At 66.7% G+C, this 21,415-nt stretch carries 24 protein-coding genes and 2 pseudogenes; 17 read left to right on the forward strand and 9 right to left on the reverse strand.

Annotated elements, in window-relative coordinates:
• Positions 1–3: 3 nt before the first annotated feature.
• Positions 4–468 (forward strand): molybdenum cofactor biosynthesis protein MoaE, encoded by a 465-nt coding sequence (locus QO058_RS06715; RefSeq protein ID WP_284171226.1) that lies wholly within the window; start codon positions 4–6, stop codon positions 466–468.
• Positions 465–1,550, forward strand: coding sequence for a DUF1176 domain-containing protein (locus QO058_RS06720; RefSeq protein ID WP_284171227.1), 1,086 nt, complete (start codon positions 465–467; stop codon positions 1,548–1,550). The genes QO058_RS06715 and QO058_RS06720 overlap by 4 nt, the downstream gene beginning before the upstream one ends.
• A 57-nt stretch (positions 1,551–1,607) precedes the next feature.
• Here the strand turns inward: QO058_RS06720 and QO058_RS06725 are convergent, their stop codons facing one another.
• On the reverse strand, positions 1,608–2,498 hold the full coding sequence (locus tag QO058_RS06725; RefSeq protein ID WP_126109362.1) for a branched-chain amino acid aminotransferase: 891 nt from the start codon (positions 2,496–2,498) through the stop codon (positions 1,608–1,610).
• A 177-nt stretch (positions 2,499–2,675) separates the two neighbouring features.
• Here QO058_RS06725 and QO058_RS06730 point away from each other — a divergent pair, with 177 nt between their 5' ends.
• The 3 genes from QO058_RS06730 to QO058_RS06740 all read left to right on the forward strand — a co-directional run bounded on the left by QO058_RS06730 (position 2,676) and on the right by QO058_RS06740 (position 5,521).
• Positions 2,676–3,191 carry a MarR family winged helix-turn-helix transcriptional regulator gene (locus tag QO058_RS06730; RefSeq protein ID WP_347976018.1) on the forward strand — a complete coding sequence of 172 codons (516 nt, stop codon included), beginning with the start codon at positions 2,676–2,678 and terminating at the stop codon, positions 3,189–3,191.
• A 150-nt stretch (positions 3,192–3,341) separates the two neighbouring features.
• Positions 3,342–4,067 carry a response regulator gene (locus QO058_RS06735; RefSeq protein ID WP_284172831.1) on the forward strand — a complete coding sequence of 242 codons (726 nt, stop codon included), beginning with the start codon at positions 3,342–3,344 and terminating at the stop codon, positions 4,065–4,067.
• Positions 4,068–4,072: 5 nt separating this feature from the next.
• Positions 4,073–5,521, forward strand: a complete 1,449-nt coding sequence (locus QO058_RS06740; RefSeq protein WP_284171229.1) for an ATP-binding protein — start codon at positions 4,073–4,075, stop codon at positions 5,519–5,521.
• 179 nt (positions 5,522–5,700) lie between these two features.
• Here the strand turns inward: QO058_RS06740 and QO058_RS06745 are convergent, their stop codons facing one another.
• Positions 5,701–5,925, reverse strand: coding sequence for a DUF1127 domain-containing protein (locus QO058_RS06745; RefSeq protein ID WP_284171231.1), 225 nt, complete (start codon positions 5,923–5,925; stop codon positions 5,701–5,703).
• 105 nt (positions 5,926–6,030) lie between these two features.
• Between QO058_RS06745 and QO058_RS31360 the strand changes: the two are divergent.
• The 4 genes and pseudogenes from QO058_RS31360 to QO058_RS06755 all read left to right on the forward strand — a co-directional run.
• Positions 6,031–6,225: pseudogene (locus QO058_RS31360) on the forward strand (LysR family transcriptional regulator); the annotation flags it as partial.
• A 138-nt stretch (positions 6,226–6,363) separates the two neighbouring features.
• Positions 6,364–6,426: pseudogene (locus tag QO058_RS31365) on the forward strand (hypothetical protein); the annotation flags it as partial.
• Between the two features lie 34 nt (positions 6,427–6,460).
• Positions 6,461–6,955, forward strand: coding sequence for a LysR substrate-binding domain-containing protein (locus tag QO058_RS06750; protein WP_284171232.1), 495 nt, complete (start codon positions 6,461–6,463; stop codon positions 6,953–6,955).
• A gap of 104 nt (positions 6,956–7,059) precedes the next feature.
• The gene (locus tag QO058_RS06755; protein ID WP_284171233.1) at positions 7,060–7,743 is read left to right on the forward strand and encodes an alpha/beta hydrolase; all 684 of its coding nucleotides are present in this window, start codon (positions 7,060–7,062) and stop codon (positions 7,741–7,743) included.
• A 3-nt stretch (positions 7,744–7,746) separates the two neighbouring features.
• On the opposite strand, the gene QO058_RS06760 is transcribed toward QO058_RS06755, so the two are convergent.
• Positions 7,747–8,649, reverse strand: a complete 903-nt coding sequence (locus QO058_RS06760; protein WP_284171234.1) for a LysR family transcriptional regulator — start codon at positions 8,647–8,649, stop codon at positions 7,747–7,749.
• Between the two features lie 98 nt (positions 8,650–8,747).
• On the opposite strand from QO058_RS06760, the gene QO058_RS06765 reads away from it, so the two are divergent.
• Together QO058_RS06765 and QO058_RS06770 are read left to right on the forward strand one after the other, a co-directional pair.
• Positions 8,748–9,374 (forward strand): glutathione S-transferase, encoded by a 627-nt coding sequence (locus tag QO058_RS06765; protein ID WP_284171236.1) that lies wholly within the window; start codon positions 8,748–8,750, stop codon positions 9,372–9,374.
• A 4-nt stretch (positions 9,375–9,378) separates the two neighbouring features.
• Positions 9,379–10,293, forward strand: coding sequence for a pyridoxamine 5'-phosphate oxidase family protein (locus tag QO058_RS06770; protein WP_284171238.1), 915 nt, complete (start codon positions 9,379–9,381; stop codon positions 10,291–10,293).
• A 9-nt stretch (positions 10,294–10,302) separates the two neighbouring features.
• Here QO058_RS06770 and QO058_RS06775 read toward each other — a convergent pair whose 3' ends face one another.
• The 6 genes from QO058_RS06775 to QO058_RS06800 all read right to left on the reverse strand — a co-directional run bounded on the left by QO058_RS06775 (position 10,303) and on the right by QO058_RS06800 (position 15,491).
• The gene (locus tag QO058_RS06775; RefSeq protein ID WP_432212054.1) at positions 10,303–10,665 is read right to left on the reverse strand and encodes a tRNA-binding protein; all 363 of its coding nucleotides are present in this window, start codon (positions 10,663–10,665) and stop codon (positions 10,303–10,305) included.
• Complete coding sequence (locus QO058_RS06780) at positions 10,659–12,629, reverse strand: methyl-accepting chemotaxis protein (RefSeq protein ID WP_284171240.1); 1,971 nt, start codon at positions 12,627–12,629, stop codon at positions 10,659–10,661. Before QO058_RS06780 ends, QO058_RS06775 begins: the two co-directional genes overlap by 7 nt.
• 114 nt (positions 12,630–12,743) lie before the next feature.
• On the reverse strand, positions 12,744–13,472 hold the full coding sequence (locus QO058_RS06785) for a TetR/AcrR family transcriptional regulator (RefSeq protein WP_284171242.1): 729 nt from the start codon (positions 13,470–13,472) through the stop codon (positions 12,744–12,746).
• A 68-nt stretch (positions 13,473–13,540) separates the two neighbouring features.
• Positions 13,541–14,356, reverse strand: a complete 816-nt coding sequence (gene proC, locus QO058_RS06790; protein ID WP_284171243.1) for a pyrroline-5-carboxylate reductase — start codon at positions 14,354–14,356, stop codon at positions 13,541–13,543.
• An 83-nt stretch (positions 14,357–14,439) separates the two neighbouring features.
• A complete protein-coding gene (locus QO058_RS06795) occupies positions 14,440–14,946 on the reverse strand; it encodes a type III secretion system chaperone family protein (RefSeq protein ID WP_284171244.1) in 507 nt (168 codons plus the stop codon).
• A 290-nt stretch (positions 14,947–15,236) separates the two neighbouring features.
• On the reverse strand, positions 15,237–15,491 hold the full coding sequence (locus tag QO058_RS06800; protein ID WP_284171245.1) for an accessory factor UbiK family protein: 255 nt from the start codon (positions 15,489–15,491) through the stop codon (positions 15,237–15,239).
• A gap of 195 nt (positions 15,492–15,686) precedes the next feature.
• On the opposite strand from QO058_RS06800, the gene QO058_RS06805 reads away from it, so the two are divergent.
• The 6 genes from QO058_RS06805 (at position 15,687) to QO058_RS06830 (ending at position 21,401) form a co-directional block, all read left to right on the forward strand.
• On the forward strand, positions 15,687–16,226 hold the full coding sequence (locus QO058_RS06805) for a hypothetical protein (protein WP_284171247.1): 540 nt from the start codon (positions 15,687–15,689) through the stop codon (positions 16,224–16,226).
• 213 nt (positions 16,227–16,439) lie between these two features.
• The gene (locus QO058_RS06810; RefSeq protein ID WP_284172832.1) at positions 16,440–17,384 is read left to right on the forward strand and encodes a ribose-phosphate pyrophosphokinase; all 945 of its coding nucleotides are present in this window, start codon (positions 16,440–16,442) and stop codon (positions 17,382–17,384) included.
• 13 nt (positions 17,385–17,397) lie between these two features.
• Positions 17,398–18,141 carry a 7-cyano-7-deazaguanine synthase QueC gene (gene queC / locus QO058_RS06815; RefSeq protein WP_284171248.1) on the forward strand — a complete coding sequence of 248 codons (744 nt, stop codon included), beginning with the start codon at positions 17,398–17,400 and terminating at the stop codon, positions 18,139–18,141.
• A complete protein-coding gene (locus QO058_RS06820; RefSeq protein ID WP_284171249.1) occupies positions 18,131–18,694 on the forward strand; it encodes a VUT family protein in 564 nt (187 codons plus the stop codon). The genes queC and QO058_RS06820 overlap by 11 nt, the downstream gene beginning before the upstream one ends.
• Before the next feature lie 92 nt (positions 18,695–18,786).
• Complete coding sequence (locus QO058_RS06825) at positions 18,787–20,643, forward strand: putative bifunctional diguanylate cyclase/phosphodiesterase (protein ID WP_284171250.1); 1,857 nt, start codon at positions 18,787–18,789, stop codon at positions 20,641–20,643.
• 140 nt (positions 20,644–20,783) lie between these two features.
• Positions 20,784–21,401: a 50S ribosomal protein L25/general stress protein Ctc gene (locus QO058_RS06830; RefSeq protein ID WP_284171251.1), complete on the forward strand. Its 618-nt coding sequence runs from the start codon at positions 20,784–20,786 to the stop codon at positions 21,399–21,401.
• Positions 21,402–21,415: the final 14 nt, after the last annotated feature.

Below are 21,415 nucleotides of genomic sequence, written 5' to 3' on the forward strand. Positions count from 1 at the left end.
ACAATGACGCCGCTCGTCCGCATCCAGCGCGAGGATTTCGACATCGGCGCCGAGATCGCAGCACTGACACGCGGCAACGCCAGTATCGGCGCCGTCGTCAGCTTCGCCGGATTGTGCCGCGATGAGAGCGGTCGCCTCGACGCGCTCGAACTCGAGCATTATCCGGGCATGGCGGAGGCCGAGATCGAGCGCGTCGCGGCAGAAGCCGCCAAGCGCTGGCCGCTTTCCGGCCTCGTCGCCATTCATCGCTTCGGGCTGATCCGGCCGGGCGAGCAGATCGTGTTGGTGATCGCGACCTCGAGCCATCGCCGCGAGGCGTTCGAAGCCGCCGACTTCCTGATGGACTATCTCAAGACCCGCGCCCCGTTCTGGAAGCGCGAGCACCTCGCCGACGGCACGCTCGGCGGCTGGGTCGAGGCCAAGGCGGACGACGACGATTCGGCGAGGCGCTGGGAGACGAATCGATGATATCGCCTCGCAGCCTTGCCGGCCTCTGCTTCGCGCTGGCTGCGAGCCTCGCTGCGGGTCAGGCGAGCGCGGGCGCGAGCAAGGTCTTTCGCGATTGGGTCGCCGGCTGCGACAATCTTCGCAAATGCACCGCGTTGTCCTTGCCGGGCGAAGCCGCCGACACGGTCTCCTATGTCCGAATGGCGCGCGGTGGCGGTCCCGGCGATACCGCGACGCTGTCCCTGCAGATCCGCGACACCAAGCTGAAAAAGTCCTTCGAGGCCCGGCTGACGATTGACGGAGCCGCTTTCCCCACAGCGGGGCGGACATTCGGCGGCACCTCGAGCGATGGTGAAGTTGGCGAGATCGACCTGCCGCCGCAGGATGGTGAGGCGCTGATCGCAGCCGCGCGCAAGGGCACGAAACTCGACATCGCCTTCGACGACAAGACATTCTCCCTCTCGCTCGCCGGCGCGGTTGCGGCATTGCTCTGGGTCGACGAGCAGCAAGGCCGGCTCGGCACGGTGACGGCGCTGATCCGGAAAGGCGACAAGCCGGCAGCTTCGCTGCCGGCTGCGCCGACCTTGCCGGTCGTGGAATCGCGGGCGACTGCCAGCCTGCCCAAGCTGAGCGAAAAGGACGCCAAGGCACTGCCACGCGAGCTGCGCGCCCATCTCAAGCGCGCCGCGCCGGACAGTTGCGATGAAGCGGAAGAGGGCTCCGAGAATTACGACAGCGCCTGGCCACTGGGTCCGCGCACCCACCTTGTCAGCCTGGTCTGCTATCGCGGCGCCTACAATATCGGTGCCGGCTACTGGCTGGTCGAGCAGGGCAAGGTGGCGAGCTCACGTCGCATCGCCTTCCCGACGCCGTCGGGCAAGCCGCAGGATGATCTGGTCAACAGCAGCTACGACCCAGCTTCGGGCCTGATGGACTTCTTCAGCAAAGGCCGGGGCCCCGCCGATTGCGGCACGTCAGGCATCTATGCCTGGAACGGCCGCAGCTTCGTCCTGGCGAGCTGGAACGAGATGAGCGTCTGCCGCGGGCTGCCACCCGACGAGTGGCTCAACCTGTTCCGCAGCGAGCACAAAGCGGTGAAATGAAAAATCCCGGGCGGCCAAGACCACCCGGGACGGATTTGATCAGGACAGCGCTGAGGTTCAGGCCGCGACCTTGGACTTCTGCCGGACCTCGTCCGAATAGTCCTCCATGATCACCTTGCCCATATTGCCGGTGATGAACTTGTAGGGCCCGATCTCGGAAACGAGCGTCACCTCGGCAGCCGAGCCGGTGATGAAGCACTCGCTGAAGCCTTCGAGCTCCTCCGGCCGAATCCGGCGCTCGACCACCTCGAAGCCGCGCTTCCGGCAGAGATCGACCACCGACTGGCGGGTGATGCCGTTCAGGAAGCGATCGGCCTGCGGAGTATGAACGACGCCGTCCTTGATGAAGAAGATGTTGGCGCCGGTGCATTCGGCGACATTGCCTTCCCAGTCGAGCATCATCGCGTCGGCATAGCCGCCGCGCTCCGCCTTATGCTTGGACAGCGAGCAGATCATGTAGAGACCCGCCGCCTTGGCATGGACCGGCGCGCAGGCCGGGTCGGGCCGGCGATATTCGGCGAGGTCGAGGCGCACGCCCTTCAGCTTCTGGGCCATGTCGAACATGCTCGGCCACTCCCACACCGCGATCGCCGTGTGGATCGTGTTGTTCATGCCCGAGACCGCCATCATCTCCGAGCCGCGCCAGGCGACCGGGCGCAGATAAGCGTCCTTGAGGCCGTTCTCCTTCAGGCAGAGATACTTGGCGGCATCGAGCTCGGCCACCGAATACGGGATCGTGAAATCCATGATCTCGGCCGACTTGTGGAAGCGCTGCGAATGCTCGGTGCACTTGTAGATCACGCCGTCATAGGAGCGCTCGCCCTCGAAGACGCAGGAACCGTAGTGCAGGCCGTGGGTGAGTACGTGCACCTTGGCCTCCTTCCACGGCACGAGCTTGCCGTCGAACCAGATGACGCCGTCGCGCTGGTCGAAAGGAATGACAGACATGGTACAGTCCTCCAGATGGTCTTCTTGCAGGCACTCCGCCACAGGCGCTGAGGGCGTGCAAGCGCGGTATCTTTGCTGCGCCGGAACCGGCACATGCGACATAATCGGTCGCCCCGCGTGCTTGACCGGTAATCTTACGTCTGAGATATGTCAACAAGGCTGACATAAAAAATGAGCATGACGTTGAGCACCCCCGTATTGCATCCAGCGCCTGCCGCCCCGCCCGAGGCGGCGCATACCGACGTGCCCTACGATCTGATCGAGCTCTTCTTCTTCGCCTATCGTGACTTCGTCGGCGACCCCGACCGTATCCTCGCCGATTACGGCTTCGGCCGCGCCCATCACCGCGTGCTGCACTTCGTCCAGCGCCGGCCGGGGCTGACCATCGCCGAGCTGCTCGACATCCTGCAGATCACCAAGCAGAGCCTGAACCGGGTGCTGAAGGAGCTGGTCGAGACCGGCTTCGTCGAGTCGCGCACAGGTACGCAGGACAAGCGCCAGCGCAATCTCCACGCCACAACCGCCGGCCGCGAACTCGCCATCAGGCTGGCGCAGCTGCAAGCAAAGCGCATCAACAGCGCGCTCACCCTCGTCGGGCCCGAAGCGAATGAGGTCATCGCGCGTTATCTGGCGGCCTTGATCGACCCATCCGAGCGCCCGAAGGTGCAGGACCTGCTCGCCGGGCCAAGGTAAGCGCGTTACGCCCTGCCGAAGCGGTTGCAGAACGTTAGACAATGTTATCTGAGACTTGACCAAGCCCGGCCTTTGCCTGGACGGCCTGTGCTACCTTGGGAGAACGAAGCGGTGCGCTCAGCCGGCGCCGAAGACGAAAAAGGTGCCCAGATGGCGGCCAGCGTGCTCAAGCCAGTGCCAGACGACGCCCCGCATGTTCTGGTGGTCGACGATGACCGCCGTCTGCGCGATCTCCTGGCGCGCTTCCTCGGCGACCATGGCTACCGCGTCACCACCGCAGCCAACGCGGCTGACGCCGATTCCCGGCTGGGCCGTCTCGTCTTCGACGCGATGGTGCTCGATGTGATGATGCCCGGCGAGAATGGTTTCGACTTCGCCCGCCGCCTGCGCCAGAGCTCGCAGGTGCCGATCCTGATGCTGACCGCCCGGGCCGACCCGAACGACCGCATCAACGGCCTGGAGATCGGCGTCGACGACTACCTCGCCAAGCCGTTCGAGCCACGCGAGCTGATCCTGCGCCTCGGCAATGTCCTGAAGCGCAACGCCCAGCCCGAGGCGCCCGCTGCGCCGATGCGGCCCGACTATGTCCGCTTCGGCCCCTTCGTCTTCGGCCTTGCCCGCGGCGAATTGCGCCAGGGCGAGGAATCGATCCGCCTGACCGAGCGCGAACGCGAAATCCTGACCGCACTGGCCGAGCGCGCCGGCGAGCATGTCCCGCGCGAACAGCTCGCCAACCAGGGCTCCGCCGCCAACGACCGCACCATCGACGTGCAGATCAACCGCTTACGTCGCAAGATCGAGCGTGATCCAGCCGATCCCCTCTATCTCCAGACCGTGCGCGGCATCGGCTACCGCCTCGTCGTCGACAGGACCTGACCGGCATGGCGGATGCTTCGTTCCGGCGTCGCCTCGTTCCGCTCGTCGCAAGGGCGGCGGCCGGACTGCAGGCCATCTGGAACAGGGCCGCGTCAACGCTTTCCACCGTGCTCAAGCCGCTGCGACGCCTGCCTGACCGGTCGCTGCGCCCGATCGCGCGCATCATGCCGAAGGGGCTCTATCCGCGCGCGCTCGTTATCGTCATCGCACCGGTCGTGCTGCTTCAGTCAGTCGTTGCCTATGTCTTCATGGAGCGGCACTGGCAGACGGTGACGCAGCGTCTGTCGTCGGCGGTCGCCTCCGAGATCTCAACCCTCATCGACGTCTATGAGAGCTACCCGCAGGATAACGAGGCGACGATTCTCGGCCGCATCGCCGAGGATCGGCTCGGCATGGATGTCGAGATCCTACCCGACACCGACCTGCCGGCGCCCGGCCCCCGCCCCTTCTTCTCCCTGCTCGACAGCGCGCTCTCGGCCGAACTCGCCCAGCAGGTCAAGCGCCCGTTCTGGCTCGATACGGTCGGCCGCTCCAGCCTGATCGAGATCCGCATCAAGCTCGGCAAGGACGTGATGCGGGTACTGACCCGCCGCAGCCAGGCCTATGCTTCGAACAGCCACATCTTCCTGCTCTGGATGATCGGCACCTCGCTGATCCTGCTGACCATCGCGGTGCTGTTCCTGCGCAACCAGATCCGCCCGATCCTGCGCCTCGCCGATGCCGCCGAGGCTTTCGGCAAGGGCCGCGACGCCGAGTTCCGACCGCGGGGCGCGAGCGAGGTCCGCCGCGCCGGCAACGCCTTCATCGAGATGAAGCGCCGCGTCGAGCGCTCGATCGGCGAGCGCACCATGATGCTGAACGGCGTCAGCCACGACCTGCGCACCATTCTGACCCGCTTCAAGCTCTCCCTTGCGCTTCTTGAAAGGTCTCCCGACCTCGAGGCACTGGAGAAGGACGTCGATGAGATGAGCCGCATGCTCGAGGACTATCTCGCCTTCGCCCGTGGCGATGCCGGCGAGGCGCCGGTCGAGGCCGACATCCGCGCTCTGCTCGAAGCCCTCAAAGCCGATGCAGAGCGGCAGGGCCACCAGACCGAGCTCACCGTCATCGGCGACCCGCTGGTCGTGGTCCGGCCGGACGCGATCCGGCGCCTGCTCACCAATCTGGTCTCGAATGCCGCGCGCTTCGGCGACCGCATCGCCATCCGCGCTACCCATGACGCGCGCTACCTGATCGTCATGGTCGACGATGACGGCCCCGGCATCGCGTCGGAGCTGCGCGAGGACGTGTTCAAGCCGTTCTTCCGGATCGACGAGGCGCGCAATGTCGATGGCGGGGGCACGGGCCTGGGCCTCGCCATCGCCCGCAACATCGCCCGCTCGCATGGCGGCGACATCATCCTCGGCGAGTCACCGCTGGGCGGCCTGCGCGCGACCGTCAGGCTGCCGGTCTAACAAGGTCGGCGCAAGGAGTCGCGCCGTCTTTCCGCGGCTTTGCGCAGCAAAGAGCCCGGAACCCATGAACACGACGATGCCCAGAAAGACGCGGCAATTGCCACGTCTTTGCGAACGGGACGGTGTTCAGGGGTTCCGGGCTCACGCCCTCGGCGTGCCCCGGAATGACGGGGACTGCGTCAGTGGCGCCACAGAGCCTTGCGAGCCGTATCGTTCACCCGCTCAACGTCGCTGCGCGACAGGGCGATATCGGAGAGCGCCTGGTCGTCCATGCGGTAAAGCGTCCTCGCGCTGGCGCGCTGGGTGAGCCAGTCCTCGAAGCGAAGGAACAGCCCGGCGAGCCCGTGCGCAGCATGCTGCGTCGCGGAGAACGAAAGATTTTCTGTGGCGATCCTGGCCGACATGGCGGCCTCCTTTGACAAGTTCTATGCCCGAGAATTTGGGGGTTGCAGCGCTCTGAAGCAAATGAGAAGTTCTTTGCCTAAGCCCAAGCAGAACTTGGCCACGCCATGATCCGCCGCCACCTGCCGCCCCTGACCTCGCTACGCGCCTTCGAGGCCGCGGCACGGCATCTCAACTATGAGCGGGCGGGCGACGAGCTCGCCGTCACCGCCAGCGCCGTCGGCCAGCAAATCAAGACTCTCGAAGCCTGGCTTCGCCGTCCGCTCTTCACGCGCTTGCCGAGCAAGGGTGTCGCCCTGACCACAGTCGGCCAGCGCTATGCCACCGCGATCTCGCAACTGCTCGATCAGCTCGACGAGGCCACGGCCAGGGCCCTGCGGCCCGACGCGGCCAATGTGATCACGGTCAGCACCATGCCGAGTTTCGCGCTGAGCTGGCTGATCCCGCGGCTCGGCTCGCTCAAGCAGAGCCACCCTGAGCTGGAGGTGCGCATCTCGGTGTCGCTGCACCTCACCGATTTCGCCCGCGAGGATGTCGATGTTGCGGTCCGCTATGGGCGGGGGCGCCTATGCCGGCCTGCGCTCGGAACTCCTGATGACGGAGACGTTCTTCCCGGTCTGCAATGCCGCGCTCCTCAACGATCCGGAGCGGCCGCTGCGCCAACCTTCAGACCTGCGCCATCACACCTTGCTGCACGAGCTCGCCGAAGGCATCCCGGAATACGTGACCTGGCGACAATGGCTCGCCTTCGCCGGCGTCGACGACATCGATGCGGAACATGGCCCGCGATTCTCGCACACCTTCCTCGCCTTGCAGGCCGCCTCCTCCGGCCAGGGCGTCGCCTTGGCGACCAGCGCCCTGATCGGCGACTATCTCGAAGCCGGGCGCCTGGTCCGTCCCTTCCCACAGCAGCTGCCTGGCGCCTCCCAATACTATGTCGTCTGCCCCGAGGCGGTGGCGGAGCGGCCCGCGATCGCAGCCTTCCGCAGCTGGATCCACGACGAGGCGGCCAAGCACGCGACTTTGCGCTGATCCCGGCGCGCTTGCCCTCAAATGGGGCTGGCGTGCCGACGCCCGATTTTTCATGATCCGGGCGGGACGCGTGATCCGGCTCGAGGCCGCAGGGGATGATCGCCATGATGAGACAATTGCTGCTCGCGGCGCTGTTGGCGCTGGTCCCTGGCCTTGCTTCAGCAGAGGAAGTTGTCGATCTCGGCGGCTTTTTCGGTGGCGGCAAGGCGCTGCTCAACAAGCCTGCCGGCAAGGCGCGGGCCGGGGTCGTGCTGCTGACCGGTGGCGACGGCTATATCGGCATCGGTGGCGACGGCAGCGTCGAGCGCAGCGGCAACTGGATCGTCCGCACCCGCGCCGCCTATGCCAGGAGCGGCATCGCCAGCATCACGCTCGATGGCGGCGCCGATCCGAACAAGGCGATCGAATTGATGCGCACCATCGCGCCCCGCGTCGTCGTGGTCGCGATGAGCCGCGGCGCGCTGAAAGTGCCGGGCACGCTTTCGACCCGGCCCGATGGAATCGTCTTCGCCTCAGCCATGCTCGATGCCGCCAAGCCTTCGCTCGGCGATCCCGCCGGCCTGCCGCCGACACTGATCATCCAGCATCGCCAGGACAGCTGCCGCTTGACGCTGCCGGAGTCCGCTATCGCCTTCCAGCAATGGACCGGCAATCGCGCCCGCCTGCTCTGGATCGACGGCGGCAGCTCGTCCGGCGACCCTTGCCAGGCGCGCGCCTATCACGGCTTCATCGGCCGTGAAGGCGCCGTCGTCTCGGCGATCACCGGCTTCGTCGGCTCGCTGCGCTGACCTTTATCGCTCCGGCCTGATCACCGGCAGCTGCTGCAATTGCACAGCGGCGTAGTCAAGGAAGGCACGCACCTTCGGCTGGAGGTGCTGCCCGCTCGGCACGACGAGCTGGACTGGCGCTGCAGGCGGCTCCCAGTCGCGCATCACCCGCACCAACGTGCCGGCCTCGAGATCGGGAGCGACCTGATAGGACAAGGCGCGAGCGATGCCGCGACCCGAGCGCGCGGCGATCAACGCCGCCTCGACCTCATTGACGATCAGGCGCGGCGTCACCGTCACGGTTGCGCTGCGCGCGCCACCGGCGAAACGCCAGAGCATGGTCTGGCCGGCCGCGATGCTGGCGATGGTGTCGTGGTCCACCAGATCGGCCGGCCGCATCGGCGTGCCGCGGCGCTCGAGATAGGCCGGTGCCGCGACCAGCACGCGCCGGACCTCGCCGACCCTGCGCGCGACCAATCGCGAGCTCGGCAGCGGGCCGATCCGGACCGCCAGATGCAGGCCCTCCTCGATCAGGTCGAGGTTGCGGTCGGCCAGCACCAGTTCGATCTGGATCTCCGGATGCAGGTCGAGGAATTCGGCGACGACCGGCGTGACATGGCGGCGGCCGAAGGCGAGCGGCGCGGTGATCCTGATCAGCCCGCGCATCGGCGCCGCCGTCACGCCGGAGAGCGAAGCCTCATACTCGGCGAGGATGTTGCGGGCCGAGGTTGCGAGTTCCCGCCCCGCCTCGGTCGCCATCAATTGCCGGGTGGTGCGCGCGATCAGCCTGACGCCGGCCCGCTCCTCCAGCGCGGCAAGCGCCCGCGTCACCGCCGGCCGCGAGCGCCGAAGCTGGCGCGCCGCACCGGCGAGGCTGCCTGTGTCGATGATTGCGACGAAGATGGCGAGTTCGTCGAGTCGATCCATGATAATTCCATCAGAGGGAATTCTGATTTGCCAATCTATCAGCTATCGCTCAATTTCTGAAACAATCACACTCCACCTCGCACAATCGCGAGGCCCGCATGACCCAAGCCAAGATCACGCTCCACGGCACCGCCCTCTCGGGCCACACCCACCGCGTCGAGCTCCTGCTGCGCGCACTCGACCTCGATTTCGACTTCGCTCCGGCCCCCGCAGAAGTCCGCCGCAGCGAGGCATACCGGGCGACGCTCAACCCGCTCGGCCAGATCCCGGTACTGCAGGACGGCGACCTCACCCTGGCCGACAGCAATGCGATCATGGTCTATCTGGCGAAGCGCTACGCCCCGCAGAGCGACTGGTTTCCGGCCGAGCCGGTCGCGGCCGCGCAAGTGCAGCGCTGGCTCTCGATCGCCGCCGGCGAGGTCATGCACGGTCCGTCGATCGCCCGGATGATCGCGCAGTTCGGCTTCCCCGACGACCCGGCGCGGGCCGAGCGTATCGCGGCCCGGCTGCTCGCCTTCATGGAAGGGCATCTCGCTGGCCGCAGTTACCTCGCCGCCGAACACCCGACGCTCGCCGACCTCGCCTGCTATTCATATGTGGCGCACGCACCCGAAGGCGGCATTCCGCTCGATGCCTATCCGGCAGTGCGGGCCTGGCTAGCGCGTGTCGAGGCCCTGCCCTTCTTCAAGCCGATCCCGCCATCGCCCATACCCGTGAAAGGCTGACGCCATGGACGCCTCTCCGTTCCACGAAGGCGAGTTGGAGGCGCAGGCACGCGCCGGCGAGAGTTCGCGAGGGGGTGGCATCCGCGAGTTCATGCCGGACCAGCACCGCGATTTCTTCGCGCTGCTGCCCTACCTTTTCGCGGCCGGCCGCGATGCGCAGGGCAGGCCGATCGCGACCATCCTCACCGGGCCGGAAGGCTTCATCACCAGCCCGGCACCGAATGCGCTCGCCATCGCTGCCCTGCCCGCTCCCGACGATCCGGCCGGTCCCGCACTGAGCGCAAGCGCTCCCATTGGCCTGCTCGGGCTCGATCTGCGCACCCGCCGCCGCAACCGCGCCAACGGCATCATCAGCGAGCGCGATGGCAACGGGCTGCGGATCGCCGTGACGCAGAGCTTCGGCAACTGCGCCAAGTACATCCAGCTCAGGCAGCACGCGTTCGCGCCCACCACAGCCGGCACTGCAGCCGAGGAACTCACCAGTCTGGATGAATCGGCCCGGGACTTGGTCCTGCGCTCGGACACGCTCTTCATCGCCAGCGGCTCGGAAAGCGGGCTCGACATCTCGCATCGCGGCGGCAGGCCGGGCTTCGTCCGGATCGAGGGCGGGCAGCTGACGGTGCCGGACTTCGCCGGCAACAGCTATTTCAACACCTTCGGCAATCTGCTGCGCGAGCCGGCCACGTCCCTGCTCTTCATCGATTTCGCGAAGGGAGACCTGCTGCAGTTGCAGGGCATGGCGGAGATCGTCTGGGACGGGCCTGAGCTGGCCGGCCTCGATGGCGCCAGGCGTCTCATGCACATCGAGGTGACGCGCGCCTGGCGGCGCAAGGCGGCCCTGCCCTTGCGCTGGGCCGAAGCCGAGCCGGCGCCAACCACATTGGCGACCGGAACCTGGCGGCACCACGAAGCCGCCTGACGGCTGGCCTCAGAAGAGCCGCCCGCCCTTGGGCACGTCGAACGAAGGGCCGATCAGCACGACCTCGCCGTCGCTGTCCGGCACGCCCAATGTCAGCACCTCCGACATGAACTTGCCGATCTGGCGCGGCGGGAAGTTCACCACCGCCAGCACCTGCCGGCCCGCGAGATCTTCGGGCCGGTAATGCCTGGTGATCTGCGCCGATGATTTCTTGCGGCCGATCGTGCCGCCGAAATCGATCACCAGCTTGATCGCCGGCTTGCGCGCTTCGGGAAAGGGAGCGGCCTCGACGATGGTGCCGACACGGATGTCGACCTTCAGGAAATCATCGAAGCCGATCTCTGCGGCGATCTCGGTGGGCTCGCTCAAAATTCCTCCCAGCCGCGATCGCCGCCATTGGCGACCTTGCGCGCGGCGCTGCCATGAGTCTGCACGGGCGCGGCGGCGCGCGCCGGGCGCGGCGCAGGCGCCGCAGCCTTGGCCATCTTGCTCGCCATAGTCTTCAAGGCAACGACATCGCCGCTGAGCCGGAAGCGCCCGACCAGCGCGGCGAGCCTGTCGGCCTCCTGGGCCAGCGCCTGCGAGGCGGCGGTCGACTGCTCGGCCATGGCGGCGTTCTGCTGCGTCGCCTGGTCCATCTCGTTGACCGCGGTGTTGACCTCCTGCAGCCCGGTCGCCTGCTCCTGGGCCGCCGAGGCGATCTCGGCGACCAGCGAGGTGACCCGCGTGATCTCGCCGGACATGCGGCCAAGCGCGCTGCCGGTCTGGCCGACCAGAGCGACGCCCTTCTCGACCTCGATGGACGAGGCGGTGATCAGCCCCTTGATCTCCTTGGCCGCCTCGGCCGAACGCTGGGCCAGCGCCCGGACCTCGGAGGCGACGACGGCAAAGCCCTTGCCGGCGTCGCCGGCACGGGCCGCCTCGACCGAGGCGTTGAGTGCGAGCAGGTTGGTCTGGAAGGCGATCTCGTCGATGACGCCGACGATCTGCGAGATTTCCTCAGCCGACTTCTCGATGCCGCCCATCGCGGCGACCGCATCGCGGACGATCTCGCCCGATTGCTCGGCCTCACCCTTGACCTGGCTGGTGGCGAGGCTGGCCTGGCGCGCGCCCTCCGCAGTCTGGCGCACGGTGGCGGTCAACTGGTCGAGCGCGGTTGCGGTCTCTTCGACCGAGGAGGCCTGCTGCTCGGTGCGGCTGGCAAGGTCATCGGCCGCCTGACTGATCTCGCCGGCGCCAGCCTTCATGCTCTCGGTGTTGGTCGCGATCTGCCGCATCGTCTCTTCGAGATGCACCATCGCAGCATTGAAGTCGTTCTTGAGCTTGGCGTATTCGGCGCTGAAGGAGGCCTCGATGCGGTAGGTCAGGTCACCCTCGGTCAGGCGCTCAAGGCCGGCGCCGAGCGCATCGACGACGACGGCCTGCTTCTTCGCCTCCTCGCCGCGCTGCGCCTCGTTGAGGCTGCGCTGCGTATCGGCAGCCCGGCGCTGCTCGCCGGCATCGGCTTCGGCCTGGGTCTTCTCGGCTTCGACCTGCTGCTTCATCAGCGCCGCGTCACGGAAGACGACGAGCGCACGCGCCATGCTACCGACCTCGTCCTGGCGTTCCTGATAGGCGATCGGCGCCTTGAGGTCGCCGGCGGCCAGCGCGCTCATATTGCCGGCGACCGCGCGCAGCATCCCGGAAGCGCGGCGGCTCAGCATGATGACGAGCCCGAGCAGCAGCAGCGCCAGCGGCACCAGCACCACGGCGACATCCTTGATCATGCCGTAGAAGGCCACGTCGACCGCATGAACATGCATCCCGGTCCCGATCGCCCACTGCCATTTCTGCACGCCAGCCACATAGGAGATCTTCAGCGAGGGATCCTTGTCGCCGATTCTCAACCACATGTAGTCGACGAAGCCGGCTCCCTTGGTCCGCGCCGTATCGGTGAGTTCCTTGACGAAGAGCTTGCCGGTCGGGTCCTTGAGCGGCGACATGTCGGTGCCGACCAGCTTCGGGCTGGCATGGGCGATGTTGACGCCGTCATAGCGGATAACGAAGAAGTAGTTGCCGTCGTCGAAGCGGGCATTGGCGATCGCGTCGAGCGCGAGCTTCTGCGCGTCGGCGTCCTTGAGCTCGCCCTTCTCCACCTTCGCCACATAGGCGTTCACCGTGGAGGCTGCGGCCTCGACCGCATTCTTCACCTCGGCCCGCTTGAGATCGAGCATGTCGATGCGCGCCTGCCGGAGCGTCACGGCAACACTCGCGACCGTAACGACCGCGGCCAGGATCGCGACCAGCCCGAACGAGCGGCTGATCGACAGCGCAGTAAGCTTCTTCATCAACGACATGGTCGCCCCTTGCGAACGTGATTCTCGAAATTCGCAAGAAACGGCTAATGCCTGCTTAACGCTGCCACGATTTCGCCACAATCGCCGGTTGCTGACTACAATCTGTGATTGCGCTCAGATCGCCGGGGCGTAATCGTCGCCTTCCTCGCCGCGCATGCGCTCGCGCCGCGGTGTCCGTCGAACGCCCGAGCAGAGCGTGCGGGCAAGACCGCGCAACGGCGCCGTCAGCCGGTGGACGTCCTCGACGCGCGTCATGATCTGGCCTGCCGTCTTCAGCTCACGGTCGAGCTTCGCCATGGTGCGCGACAGCTCGGGCTCGTCATCCTCCAGCCAGGTGTCGAGCACGCGCGCCATCAGCAGCGTCGCGCCCCTGACCCGGACGGAGCCGAGGTCATCCTCGGTCGGGATACCCGCCGAAGCCAGCAGATAGCGCCAGGAATTCACCGAATTGCGCCCGAGCGCGGCGAGAGCCAGCGGCTGGCGCCGCAGATGCGGCATCAGCGCCTTCAGGCCGGCCTTGTAGGGCGCGAGCGCATCGAGCCGGCGCATCACCAGGTCGAAGACGCGCTCCTTGTAGGATTCCTCCGCCAGGTCGTCGGAACTGCCGGCCAGCACGGCATCGTCGAGAATGCGACCCAGGCCGCCGAGAATCGCGAGCTTCGAAGGGAAGAGGCCACGCAGTTCGGTGAGGTTGATCCCGGCTTCGCGAGCGATCGCCGGCAGTTCGATCTCGTCCCAGCCCTGCGTCGCGGCCAACCGGAACAGGGCATCGACCACGGCGCGCCGCGGATCGGGCTTTGCAGCGGGTTTCTCGGCCTCGGGGGAAACGGGTTTGCGCGCCATCGGTATCTCTCCTGTCGCGAATTGATGGAGAGAAGCTAGGCCTTGCGCGGGCTGGTTGAAAGGCCGCCTCAGCCGGAAAGCTCCTCGGCGCGGCGTTTGGCAGCAGCGACCGCGCGTCGCATCAATGGCGCAAGGCCATTGTCGGCCATCAACACTTCGAGCGCCGCAGCGGTCGTGCCGCCGGGCGAGGTCACGTTCTGGCGCAGTGTCGCCGGCGGCAAAGGCGACTGGAACAGCATCTCGCCCGCGCCTTCAATGGTGGCGCGCGCCAGCCGCTCGGCGAGATCTGCCGGCAGACCCGCCGCGGTCCCGGCCGCGGCGAGGCATTCGACCATGTTGAAGACATAGGCCGGCCCCGAACCGGAGACGGCGGTGACGGCATCGATCAGCCCTTCATCCGAGAGCCACTCGACTTTGCCGACACCGGCAAGCAGCGCATCAGCCAGCTGCCGCTGTACGTCGCTCACGCCCTCGCCTGCGGCGGCAGCGGTGACCCCGCGCTTGACCGAGGCCGGCAGGTTCGGCATGGCGCGGATGATAGCGCCGGCATTGGGCAGGCGAGCCGAGAGGTCGCCGAGCGTCTTGCCGGCGAGGATCGAGATCAGCAGCGTCCTCGGGCCGATCAGCGCCTGGACGGCGGGCGCGGCCGTGTCGAGCATCTGCGGCTTGGTGGCGAGCACCACGACTTCGGCTTGTGCCGGAGCAACGGGGTTGACGGCCATGCCCTCGGCAGCGGCGAGGGCTTGCATCTCGTTCGAGATATGCGGGTCGATCAGCGTGATCCCCGCCCCTTTCACACCAATGCGCAGCCAGCCCTCGAGCATGGCGCCGCCCATCTTGCCGGCCCCGACGAGGGTGAGCGATTGCGGAAGCGGGCTGGGCATGGCTTCTCTCCGGTCGATGCGCGGTTACGCACGGACCTGAACCGCCAAGCGCGGCCCGGGTCAAGCCCGGGCCTGGCCGGTGCTCACGCTTCGCCGACCGTCTCCAGCAACGCGCCTTCGAGTGCCTCGCGCGCGCTCTTGCCGGCCCAGACCACGAACTGGAAAGCCTGGTAATAGCGCTCGCAGGCGTCGATCGCCGCCTTGATCAGCCCGGCTGCCTGCTCCTCGGTCGGCTCGGCGCCGCCGGAGAGCAGGAGCGCGTGGCGATACATCACCACGTTCTCGCGGCTCCAGAGATCGAAATGCCCGAGCCAGAGCTGCTCGTTGACGAGGCTGACGAGGTTCATGACCTCGTTGCGGCGCCGGTCCGGCACCTTGAGGTCGAAGGCGCAGGCGATGTGGATCGACTCCACCTCGGAGAGCCAGGTGATCGCAACGTGATAATCGGCCCAGCCACCGGTGACGGAGACGGAGAGTTCGTCATCGCTGTCGCGATCGAAGCTCCAGTCGTTCAGCGCGGCCAGGCGTTCGACGAGGTCGAGGGGGTTAGAGGGGCGTTCGGTATCGGCGTCCAGATCAAGGTCCATCATGCCCAAGGTCCAACAGCCGGCATCTGACCTTTAAGGGCAGGCGCGGCTTGTCTGAGAACGGGTACACGGCGACTGGAAAAGCGTAAGGCACACAACCCGACAAGAAAGCCGCTGGGCGACCTTCACTCCGTCGAACCACCCCTTGAGGCAGGGCCGAACGACGAATCACCTCTCTTCATCGACGATAGCGCAGGCCGGTTAACCCGCCCACAACGCGATGCAGACTCTGCGGATTCGGACGTCGGCTCAATCCCTACGCGCGACTGTCCACAGCGCGCGCCGGAACGGGCTCATTCCTTTGCCGCGCGCGCCTCGAGCGCCGCAAGCCGGGCAGCGAGCTTGTCGTTCTCCTCGCGCGCCAGCAGCGCCATCTCACGCACTGCCTCGAATTCCTCGCGCGTCACGACGTCGAGATCGCGCAGCAGCCGCTCGATCTGCGTCTTGATCACGGTCTCGACCTCGCGGCGCACGCCCTGCGCCGCGCCGGCCGCATCGGTCGCCAGCCGGGCGATATCGTCGAGGATACGGTTGGACGTGCTGACCATCGAAGCTCTCCGGCGGGCGCCCCATGCGCCTGCCGGGAGATATGGCGAAGGAGCGTCCACAGCGCAATCACCGTGGCGCGACGGGTTCGTTCCGGCCCTCGCCTGCCCTATCTGGACCTGACCGATGGTTGCGCCTACAACGAGCGCCGCAGGGAAGACCAGCAATCCGAGCCCAAACAATGGGCGGGAGGCGTCATGTCGGTTCGTTCTTACGGCCTCGTTCTGGGGCCGCTTGTTGCGCTTGCGCTCGCAGGCTGCCAGGAAACCACCACCGCCGCGCGGCCGCGCGTCGATGCGCCGGGCGTCCCGGTCTCGGTCCAGAGCATCTCCGGTGCCCCCGACCAGGTGACGGCGCATTTCGCCGGCCTGCTCGGCGAGGCCGCAGCCGAGCGCAAGATGGAGATCGTCCCGGGCGACAAGCCGGCCCGTTTCCGGGTGCGCGGCTATCTCACCGCCCAGCCGACCGAGGATGGCCAGACCGCTCTCGCCTTCGTCTGGGACGTCTATGACGAGAGCAAGAAGCGGGCGCAGCGGGTCCAGGGCGAGAGCCTCGGCCGACGCGGCGGAGGCTCCGACCCATGGGCCGGCATCGACCAGACCATCGTCGCCAAGGCCGCATCCGAATCGGCCGACGCGATCGCGAGCTTCCTGACGACGGCGCCAGTGCCCGAGCCGAAGGAAGACGCTAAGGGCAAGACACGCACGGCCCAGGCGGCTCCCGAAAAGAAGCGCTAGTCGCTCAGCTCGCGGCCCGCGTGCGCCTTCGGGTCGAATGCGTCGCAGATATCCCGGACAACGTGCATCATTCGCGGGTGCAGTGCAGCATTTGCATGGGGACGCCGCGCCTCCTCGGTCGACTCGACGTCATCACGCTGTTATGAGCCCTTCGAAACTGAGCCGCCCCCGCTCGGACGGCTCGCCTTGACCCGCGTTTCTGGTGCGCCCGGCATGCCCTCTACCTTCAAAGTCGTCGCCGGCAATTCCAACCGCGCCCTCGCCGAAGCTATCTGTGGCCATCTTGATGTCCCACTCGCCCGGGCCCAGGTCCGCCGCTTCGCCGACATGGAAATCTTCGTCGAGATTCAGGAGAACGTCCGCGGCCAGGATGTCTTCATCATCCAGTCGACTTCGTTTCCGACCAATGACCACCTGATGGAGCTGCTGATCATCACCGATGCGCTGCGCCGCTCCTCGGCGAGGCGCATCACCGCGGTGATCCCCTATTTCGGCTATGCCAGGCAGGACCGGCGCGCCTCCGGCCGTACCCCGATCTCGGCCAAGCTCGTCGCCAATTTGATCACCCATGCCGGGGTCGACCGCGTGCTGACGCTCGATCTGCACGCCGGCCAGATCCAGGGCTTCTTCGACATCCCGACCGACAATCTGTTCGGTGCGCCCCTGATGGCGCGCGACATCAAGGACCGGCTCGACTGGAAGAACGCCATGGTCGTCTCGCCGGACGTCGGCGGCGTGGTGCGCGCCCGTGCCTTGGCCAAGCGCATCGACGCCCAGCTCGCCATCGTCGACAAGCGCCGCGACCGGCCGGGCGAATCCGAAGTGATGAACATCATCGGCTCGGTCGAAGGCCGCTCCTGCATCCTGCTCGACGATATCGTCGATTCCGGTGGCACGCTGGTGAACGCCGCCGAGGCCCTGCTCGATCAGGGCGCCAAGGAAGTCTACGCCTACATCACCCACGGCGTGCTCTCCGGCGGCGCCGTGGCCCGCATCGCCTCCTCCAAGCTGAAAGAGCTGGTGATCACCGACTCGATCATGCCGACCGAGGCGGTGAAGGTCGCACGCAACATCCGCGTCATCTCGATCGCCGGGCTGATGGGCGAAGCGATCGAGCGCACCGCGAGCGAATCGAGCGTCTCCAGCCTGTTCGACTGATGGGAACGGGGCGATGACGGCCGCCACGACCGGCGCGGACCGGGCCCTCGTCCTCTTCTCCGGCGGCCAGGATTCCACCGTCGCGCTGGCCTGGGCGCTTGCCCGTTTCGGTGCGGTCGAGACGGTCGGCTTCGATTACGGCCAGCGTCATCATATCGAGCTTGCGTGCCGCGAGACGATCCGGGCGAAGTTCCCCGGACTGTCGCCGGCCTACGCCGAACGGCTGGGGCCGGATCATCTTCTCGACCTCAAGACGCTCGGCGCGATCTCGGATACCGCGCTGACCAGCGAGAGCGAGATCGCCTTCACTGATGCCGGCCTGCCGACGACCTTTGTCCCAGGCCGCAACCTGATCTTCCTGACCTTCGCAGCGGCGCTGGCCTATCGCCGCCATGCCAAGCACATCGTGCTCGGCGTCTGCGAGACCGACTATTCCGGCTATCCCGACTGCCGCGACGACACGATCAAGGCGATGCAGGTCGCGCTTGGCCTCGGGCTCGACCGCCGGCTCGTGCTGCACACGCCGCTGATGTGGCGCGACAAGGCCCAGACTTTCGCCCTGGCCAAGGAATTGGGCGGCGAGGCGTTGCTCGACCTTGTGGTCGAGGAGAGCCATAGCTGCTATCTCGGCGACCGAACGAAGCGGCATGCCTGGGGCTATGGCTGCGGCCATTGCCCGGCCTGCGACTTGCGAGCCCGGGGCTTTGCGGCCTATGAGGCCGCACCGAACGACAGCGGACCGAACCATGACGATTGATCGGCAACGCCGTATCGAGGGCCTCGTCGCTCTCGCCCTTTTCACCGTCACCATCCCGCTCGCGAATTGGCTGATCGGCAATGTCGGCACGATCTGCGTGCCCGATGGCCCCTGCCTTGTCCCGGTCGCCCCCGGCATAAAGGCACCGAGCGGTGTTCTGATGGTGGGCCTCGCACTCGTCCTGCGCGATATCGTTCAGCGGCGCCTCGGCCCTCTCGCAGGCCTCGGCGCGATTGCGATCGGTACGCTGATTTCCGGCATGCTGGCACCGCCGGCTATCGTTCTGGCCTCGACCGTAGCCTTCCTGCTCTCCGAGCTGGCAGACTTTGCGGTCTACACTCCGCTCCAGCGCCGCAATTTCGTCGCCGCCGTCGCCGCGTCGAGCGTCTTCGGACTCGTGGTCGACAGCTTCGTCTTCCTCTGGCTCGCCTTCGGCAGCCTCGACTTCCTCACCGGTCAGATCATCGGCAAGGCCTGGATGGTGCTGCTCGCACTGCCGCTGATGCACCTGCTGCGTCGGCGTGATGAGCGGATCGGGCTCGCTCCCGCCTGAAGGCCGCAAAAGCCGACAATTCGATCTAAGGGGGAAACCGCGGTTTCACTGCCCTGCGGCATGATGGCGCCTCCCGTCCGCCGAGTGCCACGATGCGCCGTCACGATTCCGTCGAGCGTCTGCAATCCCTGCAAAACGCCATTCTGGAATCGATCGCCCGCGGTGAGGAGCTGGCGGCGATCATGACGGCGCTCTGTGAGCAGGTCGAAGCGCTTGCGCCTGACGTGGTCTGCTCGGTCGTGACCATCGACGACGAATTCAGGCTGCGCGCTCTTGCTGCCCCCAGCCTGCCGCGCTCCTATGGCGAGGCGATCAACGGCACGCCGATCGGCCCGCGCGTCGGCTCCTGTGGCACGGCAATCTATCGCAAGCATCCGGTCGAAGTGACCCACATCGCCACCGACCCGCATTGGGAGGGTTACCGCGAGCTCGTGTTGCCGCTCGGCCTGCGCGCCTGCTGGTCGAGCCCGATCGCAGCGCGTGACGGCCGGATCGTCGGCAGCTTCGCCTTCTATTATCGCGAGCAGCGCGGTGCGACGCCCTTCGAGCGCCGGATCGTCGAGACCTGCGTCCATCTCTGCGCCATCGCGATCGAGCACGAGGAGGTCAACGCCCGCAATCACCGCCTCGCCTATTTCGATACGCTGACCGGACTGCCGAACCGGGCCCGCTTCAATGAGGCGATCGCCCAGGCAACGAGCCGGTCCCGGTCCGGATTCGGTCTGATGTTGATCGACATCGACCACCTCAAAGCGATCAACGATACGATGGGTCATGCCGTCGGCGACTTGCTGATCGAAGCTGTCGGCTCGCGGCTTGCTGCGGTGGCGCCGAATGGAACAGCATTCAGGATCGGCGGCGACGAATTCGCGGTCCTCCTGCCCGGCTGCGACAAGGCCGGGCAATTGCGCGGCGTGGCCAGCGCTATCCTCGCCGCGATGCAGGGGCCACTCGACTGCGAGGGCACGACCATCGTCCCCGGCGTCACGATCGGCGGAGCCATCGCCGGGGAGGATGGCGCCGACAGTGTCACCTTGCGCCAGAATGCCGACTTCGCGCTCTACCACGCCAAGGAGACAAGGCGCGGCGGCTATGTCCGTTTCAAGGGCGGCCTGCGCACCGCGATGACCCGCCGCATCCAGACGGTCCGAACCGTGGACGAGGCACTGAGCGCGGGACGCCTCGTACCCTATTATCAGCCGGTCGTTCGGCTCGACACTGGCGAGATCACCGGCATGGAGGCCCTGGCGCGGCTGCGCCTCGACGACGGCCGTATCGTGGCGGCCGGCGAATTCCAGGATGCCTTGCTCGACCCCAAGCTCGCCTACCGCATTTCGGGCCAGATGCTGGCGGCGATTGCGGTCGACATGGCGCAATGGCTGCGCGAGGGCCTGCCCATCCGCTATGTCGGCATCAACGTTACCTCCGCCGACTTTCAGAAGGGCGACCTTGTTCAACGCATCGTCAGGGCCTTCGAGCGGATGCAGGTTCCACTGGAGCATCTGGTCGTCGAGATCACCGAGCAGGTGATCATGGGCGGACGCCGCGACGGCGTCGCGCGCACCATGGCCGCCTTGCGCGAGCGCGGCATCATGGTCGCGCTCGACGATTTCGGCACCGGTTTCGCCTCGCTTACCCACCTGCTCGACTTCCCGGTCGACGCGATCAAGATCGACCGTTCCTTCGTCGGCAGCATCGATGGCGGAAAGAGAAGCGGAGCGATCGTCGAGGCGCTCGTCGGCATCGCGGGCCGACTTGGCATGCGGCTCGTCGCGGAAGGCATCGAGAGTGAGAGCCAGGCGCGGCGTCTGGCCGCGATGGGTTGCCCGCTCGGCCAAGGCTACCACTATTCGCGGCCGATGCCGGCCGAAGCGGTCGCCGCCTTCGTTCGCAGCTTCGCCCAGCCAGCACCTGTCGCAATATCGCATTCGGCCGCCACGGCCGCCTGAATCGGCCTGCGGGCTTGAGATTGTCCGCAGTTTCGCCTATGAGCCTGCTCGCGTCCCACTGACACCCTTGGAGGCAGGGACGCGAACCGCAATGGCCGCCCGCTGGCGGCCATGTCTTTAAAAAGCTAAGGATCAAACACATGACCGCCGTGAAGCAGATTCAGGCTTCGGCGCGCGCCCAGGTCGGCAAGGGGGCCGCCCGGGAAGTTCGTCGCCAGGGCCTCACTCCCGCCGTCATCTACGGTGCGGGCGAAACGCCTGTGGCCATCGCGCTCGATGCCAACAAGACCCGCCAGATGATCTATGCTGGTCACTTCCTGACCACGCTGTTCGAGATCGACGTCGACGGCAAGAAGACGCGCGTCATCCCGCGCGACTACCAGCTCGACCCGGTCAAGGATTTCCCGATCCATGTCGATTTCCTGCGCATCGCTGCCGGCCAGACCATCAAGGTCGAGGTTCCCGTGCACGTCGTCGGCCAGGAGCAGTCGCCCGGCTTGAAGAGCGGCGGCGCTTTGCAGATCGTCGAGCACTCGCTCGAGATCGAAGTCGCTCCCGAGAGCATCCCTGAGTTCATCGAGGTCTCGGTTGCCGGCCTCGAGGTCGGTGATACGCTCCACAGCAACGCACTCAAGCTGCCGGCCGGCGTCAGCCTGACCTCGGCGAAGGATCGGACCCTGGTCACGATCATTCCGCCGACGGTCGAGGCCGAGGAGCCCGCTGCTGCCGAGGGCGAAGCCGAAGCCGCCAAGGCCTGAGCTTTACGTTCCCT

It is taken from the genome of Bosea vestrisii (assembly GCF_030144325.1).
Taxonomy (GTDB): domain Bacteria; phylum Pseudomonadota; class Alphaproteobacteria; order Rhizobiales; family Beijerinckiaceae; genus Allobosea; species Allobosea vestrisii_A.

Bases quoted from the DNA above. Each gene is read 5' to 3' on its own strand.
- QO058_RS06715 (WP_284171226.1), top strand. From the start codon at position 4: ATGACGCCGCTCGTCCGCATCCAGCGCGAGGATTTCGACATCGGCGCC.
- QO058_RS06720 (WP_284171227.1), top strand. From the start codon at position 465: ATGATATCGCCTCGCAGCCTTGCCGGCCTCTGCTTCGCGCTGGCTGCG.
- QO058_RS06725 (WP_126109362.1), bottom strand. From the start codon at position 2,498: ATGTCTGTCATTCCTTTCGACCAGCGCGACGGCGTCATCTGGTTCGAC.
- QO058_RS06730 (WP_347976018.1), top strand. From the start codon at position 2,676: ATGACGTTGAGCACCCCCGTATTGCATCCAGCGCCTGCCGCCCCGCCC.
- QO058_RS06735 (WP_284172831.1), top strand. From the start codon at position 3,342: ATGGCGGCCAGCGTGCTCAAGCCAGTGCCAGACGACGCCCCGCATGTT.
- QO058_RS06740 (WP_284171229.1), top strand. From the start codon at position 4,073: ATGGCGGATGCTTCGTTCCGGCGTCGCCTCGTTCCGCTCGTCGCAAGG.
- QO058_RS06745 (WP_284171231.1), bottom strand. From the start codon at position 5,925: ATGTCGGCCAGGATCGCCACAGAAAATCTTTCGTTCTCCGCGACGCAG.
- QO058_RS06750 (WP_284171232.1), top strand. From the start codon at position 6,461: ATGTTGCGGTCCGCTATGGGCGGGGGCGCCTATGCCGGCCTGCGCTCG.
- QO058_RS06755 (WP_284171233.1), top strand. From the start codon at position 7,060: ATGATGAGACAATTGCTGCTCGCGGCGCTGTTGGCGCTGGTCCCTGGC.
- QO058_RS06760 (WP_284171234.1), bottom strand. From the start codon at position 8,649: ATGGATCGACTCGACGAACTCGCCATCTTCGTCGCAATCATCGACACA.
- QO058_RS06765 (WP_284171236.1), top strand. From the start codon at position 8,748: ATGACCCAAGCCAAGATCACGCTCCACGGCACCGCCCTCTCGGGCCAC.
- QO058_RS06770 (WP_284171238.1), top strand. From the start codon at position 9,379: ATGGACGCCTCTCCGTTCCACGAAGGCGAGTTGGAGGCGCAGGCACGC.
- QO058_RS06780 (WP_284171240.1), bottom strand. From the start codon at position 12,629: ATGTCGTTGATGAAGAAGCTTACTGCGCTGTCGATCAGCCGCTCGTTC.
- QO058_RS06785 (WP_284171242.1), bottom strand. From the start codon at position 13,472: ATGGCGCGCAAACCCGTTTCCCCCGAGGCCGAGAAACCCGCTGCAAAG.
- proC (WP_284171243.1), bottom strand. From the start codon at position 14,356: ATGCCCAGCCCGCTTCCGCAATCGCTCACCCTCGTCGGGGCCGGCAAG.
- QO058_RS06795 (WP_284171244.1), bottom strand. From the start codon at position 14,946: ATGATGGACCTTGATCTGGACGCCGATACCGAACGCCCCTCTAACCCC.
- QO058_RS06800 (WP_284171245.1), bottom strand. From the start codon at position 15,491: ATGGTCAGCACGTCCAACCGTATCCTCGACGATATCGCCCGGCTGGCG.
- QO058_RS06805 (WP_284171247.1), top strand. From the start codon at position 15,687: ATGTCGGTTCGTTCTTACGGCCTCGTTCTGGGGCCGCTTGTTGCGCTT.
- QO058_RS06810 (WP_284172832.1), top strand. From the start codon at position 16,440: ATGCCCTCTACCTTCAAAGTCGTCGCCGGCAATTCCAACCGCGCCCTC.
- queC (WP_284171248.1), top strand. From the start codon at position 17,398: ATGACGGCCGCCACGACCGGCGCGGACCGGGCCCTCGTCCTCTTCTCC.
- QO058_RS06820 (WP_284171249.1), top strand. From the start codon at position 18,131: ATGACGATTGATCGGCAACGCCGTATCGAGGGCCTCGTCGCTCTCGCC.
- QO058_RS06825 (WP_284171250.1), top strand. From the start codon at position 18,787: ATGCGCCGTCACGATTCCGTCGAGCGTCTGCAATCCCTGCAAAACGCC.
- QO058_RS06830 (WP_284171251.1), top strand. From the start codon at position 20,784: ATGACCGCCGTGAAGCAGATTCAGGCTTCGGCGCGCGCCCAGGTCGGC.